Below are 11,875 nucleotides of genomic sequence, written 5' to 3'. Positions count from 1 at the left end.
TTTCCCAGGGGACTCGTTGCGTCCCGGCCATAGCTCATCAGGCCGGGGCACAGCCTGACAAGGGCTGTGGACAACTATTGGTTTAGACCTGTTCATCGCCAGGGTTGTCCGAGGTCAGAGGGGGTGGTGTGGCGCCTGGTCGCGCCGGTGCGGCCGGTCTCAGACCGCGTCGAGGACCTCCGGGCGGACGGCACTGAAGGTGCGCGAGCGCTGGTCGAGGACATAGGCCTGGGCTTCGGCGACATGAAAGTACATGCCCTGCAGATGCAGCGAGCCCTCGGCCACGCGCCGGGCGACGCGGGAGTGAGCCATCAGGTGATCGAGCTGCTGCATCACATTGACCAGCGCCAGCCGCTCGACGTCGTCCGCCACGGGCCGGTCGGCGAGCGCCACCTCTCCGCGGCCCAGCCGGCCGATCCGCTGCATACGGGCCAGGCTGGGCCGGCCGTGGCGCAGCCAGCGGGCGAGCGGGGTCTGGCCGTCCGGCGCGAGCCCTTGGCCGGCGGGAGAAGCGGCGATGTCCAGCAAGGCCTGCATGGCACCGCACCCGGAGTGCCCGCACACGGTGATGCTGGCGACCTTCAGCACCTCCACGGCGTACTCCACGGCGGCCCCGACGGAATCGCAGCCACCACCGTCGTTGTCGGGCGGCGGCATCAGATTGCCGACATTGCGCACGGTGAACAGATCGCCGGGCCCACTGGAGGTGATCATGCTGGTCACCAGCCGGGAGTCGGCGCACGTCAGAAAGAGCTGGCTGGGCCGCTGGCCCTCACGGGCGAGCCGTGCCAGCTCCTCGCGGACAAGCGGGGCGGTGTTGCGCTGGAACGCGCTGACCCCGCCGAGCAGCTGCCGCCCGCCGCCGGGTCCGGCGCCGGACCCGGCGGGCCGGGTGCAGTGGTGGTTGCGCCAGGGCGTCCATGGGCGGCAGGCGTGGGTGCTGACGGGCTCGGCGACCGGGCGCCCGTAGCGGCCCCGGAGGGTGACCCACCCGCCGCGCGAGCGGTGGGCGTTGGACCAGGACTGCAGTGCGTCGTACGCGGCATGGTCCATGAACGAGCCGCCCAGCTCGACCACCACGTTCGCCTCGTCCGGCACCTGAGCGAGCGCCCGGCTCAGCCTGGGCACCGCCAGGAACGTCAGCTGCCCGTTGACCCGCACGCGGTGGCAGCCCTGTTCCTCGGTGACGGTGATCCCGGTGTGGGTGAGCCGACGCAGCGCGAGAAGGGCGGCGACCGCGACGCCCACCGCCACTCCCTGCAACACGCCGAGCAGCACCACGGACCCGAGCGTGGCCGCGTACGTCGGGAACTCGCGGTGCCGCTGGACATGCTTGAGGTGGGCGAAGCTCACCATCCGCACGCCGACCGCCATGACCAGTGCGGCCAGTGCGGCCAGCGGGATCATTTCCAGCACGGCCGTGAGCAGCCCCGCGCACACCAGCACCCAGACGCCGTGCAGCACAGTGGACGTGCGGGATCTGGCACCCGCCGCGATGTTGGCCGAGCCGCGGATCGCCCCGCCGGCGATCGGCAGTCCGCCCAGCAGACCGGACACCACGTTCGCCGCGCCCTGTCCGGTCAGCTCGTGGTCCAGCTCGGTGGGGGCGGCCGCCAGCTCGCCAGGACGCTCGGCGCGCAGTCGCTCCATGGCGATGGCGGACAGCAGAGACTCCATGCTCGCGACGAGCGTGACCGTCAGAACGGCCGCGAAGATCCCGAGCACCGGCCCGTCCGGCAGCGTGGGCAGCGCCTGCACCTCCCAGTCCGGCAGGGAGACCCGGGGAAGGGGCATGCCCAGGCTCGCTGCCGTGGCGAGGGCCACGGCAACCAGGGGCGCCGGGAGCAGACGGGCCCAGCGACCCGCCCGCCCGGGCAGGCGGGGCCAGGCGAGCAGGACGCCTACCGTGACCGCGCCGATCATCAGCGCCGGTGGATGCAGGTGCATGAACTCCGAGGGCAGCGCTCTGAGGTTCTCCGGCGCGGAGAGGCTCGGGCTGTCGCCCAGCACGACGTGCAACTGGCCCAGCGCGACAGTGACGCCGATGCCGGCGAGCATGCCGTGCACGATCGCCGGGCTGATCGCCAGCGCGGCGCGGGCCACCCGTGCCGCACCGAGCGCGAGTTGGGCCAGGCCGGCGAGGGCGGTGATCGCGCAGGTGGCCCGCCAGCCGTAGCGCTGCACCAGCTCGGCGGTCACCACCACCAGGCCGGTGGCAGCCCCGCTGACCTGCAGTGGGGCACCGCCCAGCAGGCCGGCGACGATGCCGCCGACCGCGGCCGCGACCAGGCCCGCCTGGAGCGGTGCTCCCGTGGCGAGCGCGACCCCCAGGGAGAGGGGAACGGCGATCAGGAAGATGGCGATGGAGGCGGACAGGTGCCTCCGCCAGCCCGAACGCGCACATCCGTCCGGTTCGGGGGCAGCGTCCTGTCCTGGTGCTGAAGGCAGGCGGTTCGTCTGAGTCGGCTGAGCGTGCATGGTCGTTCCCGTCTTCGTCGGAGCGGCGCGGGCGCGCGGGAACGCGCACGTGGGTCACGGCGTGCAGCGGCGGGAGCGGCTGCGATGGCGGGGTGTTTCTCAACTCTCGGTAAACGGATCGTAATGGAGAGTAAAGGGTTGGCGAAGAGCTGCTGGCCTGCTTCCTTCGATTGAGTGAATATGCATTTCTATGCGTTTGTTGTGTTTTGTATTACCTGGGCCCGTGCCAGGTCGGCCGCAGCTGAGTGCTTGCCCGCGTGCCCTCGAACCCGGCTGAGCAGGCCTGAGGGCGAGGTGGCCGGTGGCTGCAGCATGGAGATTCGGGTGGGGCGGCCTCGTGGCCGGCCCTGGCCCCGACGTCGGGCGCCGTCGGCTGCTCCGGAGGGCCGGGCCCTGGCGGTGACGGGCGGTATCGGGCAGGGGGCGGTCGGCCCGGACGCTCAGCCCGGCTCATCGGTGACGGCTCCACAGCCGATAGCGGCCCCCAACTGGGGCGGCCCGCGCCGCAGCGGCTGGCGCCGGGCGAGAGGCCCCGCAGTTCGTGGTCTTCTCCCCGGGCGCTCCGGCGAGGACCAGTAGAAGCTGTTTCCCGCTTTCGCGCGGCCGGGAAGAAGACCACGCGACCATGAGGTACTTCCTCAGCGCCGTCTACCTGCTCCGCGTGGAGAAGAGGAAGCTCTACCGTTCACCGAGGTGCGCTGTGTGTCCTTGAAGCATCTGGCGGACCGGCTCGATGCCCAGGACCCCCACTCCTCGCCAGGCGGCGCAAGCCGGAGGTGGGCAAGGCCCGAAGGGGCTGGGCGCGGTTCGCCGGGCTCAGGCGGGCTGGGGGGCAGCCAGGAGCCGCTCGTCCAGCACGAAGGCCGGGTCGACCTGAGCCGCCAGATCGGCGCCCGTCTTCGCGTTGCCCCAGCTCTCCGCGTTCTTCAGGTGGAAGTGCACCATCTGACGGGTGTAGCGCTGCCAGTCCCGCCCCTCGTATGTACCGTCGGACGTCTCTCGCAGCGTGCGCAATGCCTGGTGGTTGGCCTCCTCCAGTAGCTCGAACCGGGGCGGCCGGCCTTTTTCCATCGCACGCACCCAGTCCGAGTGCCCGACCGTGGTGAGCAGGTCGTCGCCGACCTCGGCCTGCAGGAAGTCCAAGTCGTCCGCGCCGTGCACCTTGTTGCCGACCACCTTCAGGCCGATGCCGAAGTCCCGCGCGTACTCCTTGTACTGGCGGTAGACGGAGACACCCTTACGAGTGGGCTCGGCGATCAGGAAGGTCATGTCGAAGCGGGTGAACATCCCGGAGGCGAATGAGTCGCTGCCGGCCGTCATGTCGACCACCACGTACTCGCCGGGGCCGTCGACGAGGTGGTTCAGGCACAGCTCGACCGCGCCGACCTTGGAGTGGTAGCAGGCGACACCGAGATCGGAATCCGTGAAGGGGCCCGTTGCCATCAGCCGCACAATCGCGTCGTCGTCCAGCTGAACGGTGCGGGCGCACGCTTCGTAGACCGGGTTGTCCTCGCCGACGCGCAGCAGGCGGGAGCCCTCTCCCGGCGGTGTCGTCTTGATCATCGTCTCCGCGGAGGCGATGCGGGGATTCGCACCGCGCAGGTATTCCTTGATCAGGGGCAGCTGTGCGCCCATCGCGGGAAGCGCGGCGCTTTCCGCCTCGTCGAGCCCGAGCGCCGCGCCCAGGTGCTGGTTGATGTCCGCATCCACGGCGATGACCGGGGCGTGGGTGGCGGCGAGGTGGCGGATGAACAGAGAGGACAGCGTGGTCTTGCCGCTGCCACCCTTCCCTACGAAAGCGATCTTCATGTTCACCAAGAGTAGGTGCGAGGGTGCGTTGAGTGAGAGTCGTGAGTGAAGAGGACCACTCTTTCGAGGGGTGTAGAGCCGAAGTGCGTAGTGTCGTACCCATGAGTACGACAGCCGATCCGCTTGCCGTTCTGGGCTCGCTCCCGGGCGTGGCCGACTCCGTGGACTCCGTACGCAAGGCGGTGGACCGGGTGTACGGCCACCGGGTGATGCGCCGCCGCAGCAATGAGGTCACCTCGGAGGCCGCACTGCGCGGCGCGCGCGGCTCGGCCGCGCTCTCGGGTGCCGACTGGGCGCTCGAGGAGGTGCGCCGCCGATCCGACTTCGGCAGCGAGGGTGAGCCGCGAACGGTGGGTGCCGCGCTGCGGCTGACCGCCGAGTCGGGCCAACTGCTGAGCGTCTGGCGGCAGTCGCCGTTGCGAGTGCTGGCCCGACTGCATCTGGTGGCTGCCGGGCGGGACCGCCCGGACGAGTCGGTGGGGCGGCCGCGACTGCCGGGCGAGCCGGTGGCGGAGCCTCTGATCGAACTGCCCGTGCCGACGGCGGACGAGGTGTCGGGGCGGCTCGAAGGGCTGGCCGGGCTCCTGATCGCGGGCAGCGACGCACCGGCACTGGTGACGGCGGCCGTGGTGCACGGAGAGCTGCTCGCCCTGCGGCCGTTCGGGTCGTACAACGGCCTGGTCGCCCGGGCCGCCGAGCGGATCGTCCTGGTGGGCAGTGGTCTGGACCCGAAGTCGATATGCCCGGCTGAAGTGGGCCACGCGGAATTGGGCCGGGCGGCCTACGTCGCGGCGCTCGAGGGCTACGTGTCCGGAACGCCGGAGGGGATGGCGGCGTGGATCGCGCACTGCGGCCGCGCCCTGGAGCTCGGCGTCCGGGAGAGCACCGCGGTGTGCGAGGCGCTCCAGCGCGGTGCGGCCTGAGGCGGGTCAAGGGCGGCGGTGACCGGGCCTGAGGTCATCGTTCACCGCGCCGAAGCGATAGTGCGGCGCGCCTGAATTGCGGGGCATCGTGCCTGCACCGGAGGGTGGCCCGCGCGCGGACAACGCGGACAAAGGGTTGCGGCGGTACCTGTACAGCTCGGGTACCGCCGCTGGCACGTCCGCCGGGTTACCATGCGTGCACGAAATTTGCCCATCAGGCCGGGTACTTCGCCCGTCACCTGGTGCGGCTGGCCCGTAATCGACGGGTCGGCGTCGCGTGGGTGCTCGGCTTTCATGCGCGGTCCGTGGGGCCTTGGTGCGTGAAGGGCGTCCTCTCGGATGTCCCTGGTCTCGCGGGCCGTTAAGTCATTTCTACTCCTGTCGCGGCGGAAGCGGAAGCCCAAGCCGCAGTTCTTTGCTTTTAGCCGCAAACACCGGCAATACGGACGCAGATGTGCGGCGGCGGCTGGCGAACCACATCAGCCCCGCCGTGGCAGCGGCCGCACCGATCGCGGCGGCTGTGACCAGGGCCGGGCGGGAGGGCATGGGCAGGGAGGAAAAGCGCTGTTTGAGCCGGACGGGTCGGTTGAAGGAGAGCACGGGCCAGTCACGGGCGACAGCCTCGCGCCGCAGTGCGCGGTCCGGGTTGACGGCGTGCGGATGGCCGACCGACTCCAGCATCGGGATGTCGGTCACGGAATCGCTGTAGGCGTAGCAGCGCGCCAGGTCGTATCCCTCCGAGGCGGCGAGTTCCCTGATGGCCTCGGCCTTCGTCGGGCCGTAGGCGTAGTACTCGATCTCTCCGGTGAACACCCCGTCCTCGACGATCATGCGGGTGGCGACGACGCGATCGGCGCCCAGGAGCTCGCCGATGGGTTCGACGACCTCGGCTCCCGAGGTGCTGACAATCACTACGTCGCGGCCGGCGGTGTGGTGTTCCTCGATGAGCGAGGCGGCCTCGTCGTAAATGATCGGGTCGATGAGTTCATGGAGGGTCTCGGCGACGATCTCGCGGACCAGCCGGACATTCCACCCCCGGCAGAGGGCGGAGAGATACCGGCGCATCCGCTCCATCTGGTCGTGGTCGGCTCCGCCGGCCAGGAAGACGAACTGCGCATAGGCGGTGCGCAACGCGGCACGCCTGTTGATCAAGCCGCCTTGGTAGAAGGACTTGCTGAAGGTGAGCGTGCTCGACTTCGCAATGACCGTCTTGTCCAGATCAAAGAAGGCGGCTGTCCGAGGCAAGGAGTGGTTTTCCACTCCGCCGAGCATAGGGGCCCTCCATTCGGCGTAAGCTGTGGCGTGTGGGTTTGCCTGAGAAGGCTCTCGGGTACACCATGGAAGTCACGGATCGTTCGCGACCGTGTCTAACCCGGCCCGACTCCTCCCCCCCCGAGTCGGCCGTGGGGACGACCCCCGCTCTCCCCCCCGGCGGGGGTCGTCGCATGTCCGGATGCGTTTCGGGCGTTGCCATCGAGCCTTCCTCCCCTTCGTGAGCCCGCTCGGGCGCAGGCCTTGCACCCTTCATACCTGTTACGCAGGGTAATCAGCACGCTGCTCTCCGGAAGTCACCGGTATAGGTGAGCGGGATATTCACATCCGTTGAGTTGTCCACAGTTTTTGACCAAGATCCACACGATTTCCCAGTTCGCTGCACGGTGATTCCCCGCGAGTTCCGCGATGTTCGCGGATGCGAGAGCGCGTAGTGAGAGGGGAGGAGACCGTGACCGGATCCAACACATCCGATTGGCCCACTTCCAGGGACACACGGCAGAGTGGCCCGCTGATCGTCACGGAGGACGAAGGACTGCTCGACGACCTGTTGAGACTGTGCGCGGCGGCCGGAGCCGTACCCGAGGTCATTCATGGGGCGCCCGCGCACAGGGGCAGTTGGGACAGCGCGCCACTCGTCCTGGTCGGTGACGATTGTGCGACCCGCCTGGGGAGCGCCGCCCGCCGGGAGGGGGTGGTGCTCGTGGGCAAGGATCTCGACGACTCCGGTGTCTGGCGCCGGGCCGTCGCCATCGGCGCCCGCAATGTGACACTGCTGCCTGACGGCGAGAGCTGGCTGGTCGACCGGATCGCCGACGCCGTGGAGGGCGTGGGACGCCCGGCGATCACCGTCGGGGTGATCGGTGGCCGGGGTGGTGCCGGAGCGAGCACGCTGGCCTGCGCCCTGGCCGTGGGGGCCGCCCGCGCCGGACAGCGCACGATGCTGATCGACGGCGACCCGCTGGGCGGCGGGCTCGATGTACTGCTGGGCGGGGAGAGGACCGAGGGGCTGCGCTGGCCCGCCTTCGCCGATTCGCGGGGCCGTGTGGCCGGCCGCGCGTTGGAGGAGGCCCTGCCCGAGCTGCACTCCCTGCGCGTCCTGAGCTGGGACCGGGGCGACTGCGCGGCCGTTCCGCGCGAAGCGATGCGGGCCGTGCTGGCCGCCGCCCGCAGACGTGGCGGCGTGGTGGTCGTGGACCTGCCGCGCAGGCTCGACGAGACCGCCGTGGAAGCCCTCGAACAACTCGATGTCGGCCTGTTGGTGGTGCCTGCCGAACTGCGCGCGGTCGCGGCCGCACACCAGGTCGCCTCGATGCTGGGAATGATGCTCGGTGATCTCCGGGCAGTGGTGCGCGGCCCGTTCGGCCACGGACTCGACGGGCAGGAGATCGCCCACCTTCTCGGGCTGCCCCTGGTCGGCGAACTCCCTCCGGAACCAGGCCTGTCGGGCACGCTGCTTGCCGGCCGGCCGCCGGGTGGTGGCGAGCGTGGGCCGCTGGCCCGCTTCAGCGCGGAGTTCTGGGCGCGGGCACTGACCGAAGAGGGAGGTGTGCCGGTATGAGCACCGCGCTGCTGGACGCGGTGCGCCTGCGGCTGGCGGAAAGCGGAGCCGATCCCACGCCCGCGCGGGTCGCGGAGGCCCTGCGCCTGGAGGGACGTCTGCTCGGGGACGCCGAGGTGCTGGGCGTCGCGACCAGAATGCGCTCCGAGCTGATCGGCGCCGGCCCGCTGGAGCCGCTCCTCGCGGAGCCCGATGTCACCGATGTGCTGGTCACCGCGCCCGACCGGGTATGGGTGGACCGGGGAACGGGCCTGCAGCGCACGGAGGTGTCCTTCCCCGACGCGGCGGCGGTGCGCCGCCTCGCGCAGCGCCTCGCCGCCATCGCCGGGCGCAGGCTGGACGATGCCCGGCCCTGGGTGGACGCGCGTCTTCCGGACGGCACGCGCCTGCACGCGGTGCTGCCTCCGGTGGCCGTCGGCTCGACGTGCCTGTCGCTGCGGGTCGTCCGCCCCCGCGCCTTCTCGCTGGAGGAACTGGTGGCCGCGGGCACGGTGCCGCCCGGCGGACAGCGCCTGCTGCGCGCGGTGCTGGACGCCCGGCTGTCGTTCGTCATCAGCGGCGGTACGGGTTCGGGCAAGACCACCTTGCTCTCCAGTCTGCTGGGGCTCGTCGCGCCGGACGAGCGGATCGTGCTCGCCGAGGACTCCGCCGAGCTGCGCCCGGACCATCCCCATGTGGTGCGGCTGGAGACCCGGCCCGCCAATCAGGAGGGCACCGGTCTGGTCACCCTGCGGGACCTGGTGCGGCAGGCGCTGCGCATGCGCCCGGACCGGCTGGTCGTGGGCGAAGTGCGCGGACCGGAGGTCACCGATCTGCTGGCGGCTCTCAATACGGGGCACGAAGGCGGCTCCGGCACCGTGCACGCGAACGCGGCGGCCGACGTGCCTGCCCGGCTGGAAGCGCTGGGATCCTCCGCGGGCCTCGACCGGGCGGCGCTGCACAGCCAGCTGGCGGCCGCGTTGTCGGTGGTGATTCATCTGGCGCGCGACCACAGCGGGCGGCGGCGTATCGCGGAAGTACATGTTCTGGACCGGGGCGGGGCCGGATTCGTGACGACCGTGCCGGCAGCCGTGTGGAGCGCGGAGGGCTTTGAGCGTGCCCCCGGATGGGACCGGCTGGCATCACTGTGCGAGCGCGGTGGGGGTCTCTCATGACCGGCTGGCTGCCGACTCCGGTGCCGCAGGGCGCGGCCTGGGGCGTGGCATTGCTTCTCTGCGCCCTCGCCCTGGCCGGGCTGTGGGCGAGGCCGGGACCCCAGGTGCGGCGGGCCAGGCTACTGCTGGCCTGCGGCGGCGGCGTCGGGTTCGGGGCAGGACCTGATGGTGGTCCGTCTCTGTCCGCCCGGGTGGGGGAGTGGGCCGAGGGCCTGTGCCGGTGGGGGCGGGAGCGGCGTGAGCTGGCCTGTCTGCCGATCGGCTGTGGCGTCGCGTTGCTGGGGGAGTCGGTCCTGCCGTTGATCGCGGGGGCGCTGGCCGTGCCGCTCGTACGGCGGTGGCTTGTGCTCCGGCGGCGGGAGCGTGAACGGGAGCGACGGGAGAGCGCCGTGATCGAGATGTGCGGCACTGTCGCGGGCGAGCTGCGGGCGGGGCGGCAGCCCGGTGAGGCGGTGGCAGGGCTGACGGGAGTCGAGCTGGGCCCGGGCTGGCCGGCCGTGCCCGCGGCTGCGAGGTTCGGCGGGGACGTGCCGGGGGCGTTGCGGAAAGCAGGTCTCCAGCCGGGAGCCGAGGGCCTCCATGGCGTGGCGGCTTGCTGGCGGGTGGCGGTCGACGGAGGAGCGGGTCTGGCCGCGGGGCTGGAACGGGTGGCTGCGGCTCTCAGCGCCGAGCGGGATCAACGTGACGAGCTGCGTGCCCAGTTGGCGGGAACGAGATCCACCGCCGCCATGCTCGCCCTGCTGCCCGTGCTCGCCCTTCTGATGGGCAGTGCGCTCGGTGCCGCACCGTTGCGGGTGCTGCTGCACACCTCGGCCGGGCTTGGCTGCCTTGTCCTCGGCGGGCTGCTCGAGTGCGCGGGTATCGCGTGGACGCGACGGATCGTACGGGCCGCGGAAGGGCCCGGGAGAGGGCGGACGGGGTGAGCGGGGGGCTTGTCCACAGCCTGTGGGCGGCGGTTCTGGCCGTGGTCGCAGTGTTATGTGTGGCGCTTGTGGGAAGCGAGTCCCGCCGGAGCAGATCGGCGCGACGCCGGGTGACCTTCCTCTTCGGAGGACGTGCGCCGGGCGGGACCCGCGGTGGGTTGCGGATGCGGTTGCAGGGCGCTGCTGCGGCCCGGGATGGGCGGCTCCCAGTGGTGATGGGGATCGGAGGGTTCCTTCTCATCGGTTTCGCCGGTGGAGTCACTGGGTGCCTGCTGGGGCTCGCCGCCGCCCTGGGGGTGTGGCGCTGGCGGCGGAAGGCGGAGCGCGCCGGTGGCGAGGTCTCGGCAGAGCAGGTAGGGCGGCAACTGCCGTTGTCGGCCGATCTCCTGGTGGCGTGTCTGGCAGCTGGGGCGGGGCCCCGAGAGGCCGCGGAGGCGGTCGGGGGCTCGTTGGGCGGGCCGGTGGGTGAGCGGTTGGCCCAGGCCGCGGCGGAGGTGCGGCTCGGCGGTGATCCCGTCACGGCATGGGGTCGGCTGGGCGACCTTCCCGGCGCCGCCGGTACGGCCCGCTGCCTGGAAAGGGCCCAGGCGACCGGGGTCCCGGCGGTGGAACCCATGACGCGCCTGGCAGCGCAGCTGCGTGCGGTGCAGTCCAGGGCGGCGGGCACACGGGCCCGGCGTGCGGGTGTCCTGGCGACAGCCCCGCTCGGGCTGTGCTTCCTGCCCGCGTTCTTGACGGTCGGGGTGGTGCCGGTGGTCATCGGGCTGGCCGACGGGCTCATGCAAGGCAATTGACGGTGCGGTCAATCACGACTCACAGAGAACGGGGAACGGTTATGACAACAGCAGGGGCAACAGGTGCAGGTGCAGGGGCTGGGAAAGGGGCAGGAACGACTTCGCCGGGAACGGTGAGGACGGCACAAGCGGCACGGAGGTCCCGGTGGTGGTGGCCGGTGAGGGCAGGTGGTGACGCCGGTATGACCACGGCGGAGTACGCAGTGGGGACGCTCGCGGCGTGTGCACTGGCGGCGGTGCTGTACAAGGTCGTCACCAGCGGGCCCGTCAGCGCCGCACTGCAGCAGCTGATCGTGAAGGCCCTTCATGCGACGTTCTGACGGTGGCTATGTGACCGCTGAGGCGGCCATGGTGCTGCCGGCGCTGATGCTGTTCGCCCTGACCCTGATCTGGGGTCTGATGGCCGCGGCCGCACAGATCCAGTGTGTGGACGCGGCCCGGGCGGGGGCGAGGGCGGCGGCCCGGTCCGACCCGCCGTCGGCAGCCGTCGCGGCGGCCAGATCGGCGGCTCCGCCGGGGGCACTGGTCGGCCTCGCGCGGGAGGGGGACCTGGTGCGAGTGCGCGTCCAGGCACGGGCGGCGGGCCCGGGGCCGCTCGCGGTGCGACTGAGCGGGGAGGCGGTGGCTCTTGCGGAAGAGAGCGTGGGGTGACAGGGGCTCCGCGTCGGTGTGGTCGGCGGTCGCGGCAATGGTGTTCTGCGTGGTGTTCGCCGCGGTACTGGCGATGGGCCAGGCGGTGATGGCGCGCCACCGGGCGGGCGGGGCCGCGGATCTGGCGGTGCTGGCCGCCGCCGACCACGCCCTGCACGGTGAGGGCACGGCCTGTGGGCTCGCCCGGAGGGTCGCCTCGGCTCAGGGGGCGCGTGTGGTGCGGTGCGTGGTGCAGGGGGAGTTCGCGGAGGTTGCGGTGGAGGCGCAGGCCGGGCCATACGCCGTGCGGGTGCGCTCCCGGGCGGGGCCG

General features: G+C 71.5%; 10 protein-coding genes and 1 pseudogene. 8 read left to right on the top strand and 3 right to left on the bottom strand.

The features are described from left to right. Positions 1-159: 159 nt before the first annotated feature. Together AB0F13_RS19530 and AB0F13_RS19525 are read right to left on the bottom strand one after the other, a co-directional pair. Positions 160-2,478 carry a SulP family inorganic anion transporter gene (locus tag AB0F13_RS19530; protein ID WP_362083447.1) on the bottom strand — a complete coding sequence of 773 codons (2,319 nt, stop codon included), beginning with the start codon at positions 2,476-2,478 and terminating at the stop codon, positions 160-162. A gap of 816 nt (positions 2,479-3,294) precedes the next feature. Further along, complete coding sequence (locus tag AB0F13_RS19525) at positions 3,295-4,287, bottom strand: ATP-binding protein (protein WP_362083444.1); 993 nt, start codon at positions 4,285-4,287, stop codon at positions 3,295-3,297. Between the two features lie 101 nt (positions 4,288-4,388). Here AB0F13_RS19525 and AB0F13_RS19520 point away from each other — a divergent pair, with 101 nt between their 5' ends. Further along, positions 4,389-5,210: an oxidoreductase gene (locus AB0F13_RS19520; protein WP_362083441.1), complete on the top strand. Its 822-nt coding sequence runs from the start codon at positions 4,389-4,391 to the stop codon at positions 5,208-5,210. Between the two features lie 372 nt (positions 5,211-5,582). Here the strand turns inward: AB0F13_RS19520 and AB0F13_RS19515 are convergent, their stop codons facing one another. Then, on the bottom strand, positions 5,583-6,482 hold the full coding sequence (locus AB0F13_RS19515; protein ID WP_362083438.1) for an HAD family hydrolase: 900 nt from the start codon (positions 6,480-6,482) through the stop codon (positions 5,583-5,585). A gap of 418 nt (positions 6,483-6,900) precedes the next feature. Between AB0F13_RS19515 and ssd the strand changes: the two genes are divergently transcribed. The 7 genes and pseudogenes from ssd to AB0F13_RS19480 form a co-directional block, all read left to right on the top strand. Next, positions 6,901-8,043, top strand: a complete 1,143-nt coding sequence (ssd, locus tag AB0F13_RS19510) for a septum site-determining protein Ssd (protein WP_362083435.1) — start codon at positions 6,901-6,903, stop codon at positions 8,041-8,043. Beyond that, entirely contained in the window at positions 8,040-9,197 is a 1,158-nt protein-coding gene (locus AB0F13_RS19505; RefSeq protein ID WP_362083432.1) for a TadA family conjugal transfer-associated ATPase, read from the top strand. Before ssd ends, AB0F13_RS19505 begins: the two co-directional genes overlap by 4 nt. Then, positions 9,194-10,120 carry a type II secretion system F family protein gene (locus AB0F13_RS19500; RefSeq protein ID WP_362083429.1) on the top strand — a complete coding sequence of 309 codons (927 nt, stop codon included), beginning with the start codon at positions 9,194-9,196 and terminating at the stop codon, positions 10,118-10,120. The genes AB0F13_RS19505 and AB0F13_RS19500 overlap by 4 nt, the downstream gene beginning before the upstream one ends. A 215-nt stretch (positions 10,121-10,335) precedes the next feature. Further along, positions 10,336-10,914, top strand: coding sequence for a type II secretion system F family protein (locus tag AB0F13_RS19495; protein ID WP_362083426.1), 579 nt, complete (start codon positions 10,336-10,338; stop codon positions 10,912-10,914). 113 nt (positions 10,915-11,027) lie between these two features. After that, the gene (locus AB0F13_RS19490) at positions 11,028-11,234 is read left to right on the top strand and encodes a DUF4244 domain-containing protein (protein ID WP_362083423.1); all 207 of its coding nucleotides are present in this window, start codon (positions 11,028-11,030) and stop codon (positions 11,232-11,234) included. After that, complete coding sequence (locus AB0F13_RS19485) at positions 11,221-11,565, top strand: TadE family type IV pilus minor pilin (RefSeq protein WP_362083421.1); 345 nt, start codon at positions 11,221-11,223, stop codon at positions 11,563-11,565. The genes AB0F13_RS19490 and AB0F13_RS19485 overlap by 14 nt, the downstream gene beginning before the upstream one ends. Beyond that, positions 11,543-11,863, top strand: a pseudogene (locus AB0F13_RS19480) (Rv3654c family TadE-like protein); the annotation flags it as partial. The gene AB0F13_RS19485 and the pseudogene AB0F13_RS19480, both read left to right, overlap by 23 nt. Between the last annotated feature and the right edge of the window lie 12 nt (positions 11,864-11,875).

Origin of the sequence: Streptomyces sp. NPDC026206 (genome assembly GCF_040638465.1) — a bacterium.
In the GTDB taxonomy this organism is placed as follows: domain Bacteria; phylum Actinomycetota; class Actinomycetes; order Streptomycetales; family Streptomycetaceae; genus Streptomyces.
This window is presented reverse-complemented; position numbering and strand designations above follow the sequence as displayed.

Coding starts and splice junctions, on each gene's coding strand:
- AB0F13_RS19530 (WP_362083447.1), bottom strand. CDS start 2,478: ATGCACGCTCAGCCGACTCAGACGAACCGCCTGCCTTCAGCACCAGGA.
- AB0F13_RS19525 (WP_362083444.1), bottom strand. CDS start 4,287: ATGAAGATCGCTTTCGTAGGGAAGGGTGGCAGCGGCAAGACCACGCTG.
- AB0F13_RS19520 (WP_362083441.1), top strand. CDS start 4,389: ATGAGTACGACAGCCGATCCGCTTGCCGTTCTGGGCTCGCTCCCGGGC.
- AB0F13_RS19515 (WP_362083438.1), bottom strand. CDS start 6,482: ATGCTCGGCGGAGTGGAAAACCACTCCTTGCCTCGGACAGCCGCCTTC.
- ssd (WP_362083435.1), top strand. CDS start 6,901: ATGCGAGAGCGCGTAGTGAGAGGGGAGGAGACCGTGACCGGATCCAAC.
- AB0F13_RS19505 (WP_362083432.1), top strand. CDS start 8,040: ATGAGCACCGCGCTGCTGGACGCGGTGCGCCTGCGGCTGGCGGAAAGC.
- AB0F13_RS19500 (WP_362083429.1), top strand. CDS start 9,194: ATGACCGGCTGGCTGCCGACTCCGGTGCCGCAGGGCGCGGCCTGGGGC.
- AB0F13_RS19495 (WP_362083426.1), top strand. CDS start 10,336: ATGGGGATCGGAGGGTTCCTTCTCATCGGTTTCGCCGGTGGAGTCACT.
- AB0F13_RS19485 (WP_362083421.1), top strand. CDS start 11,221: ATGCGACGTTCTGACGGTGGCTATGTGACCGCTGAGGCGGCCATGGTG.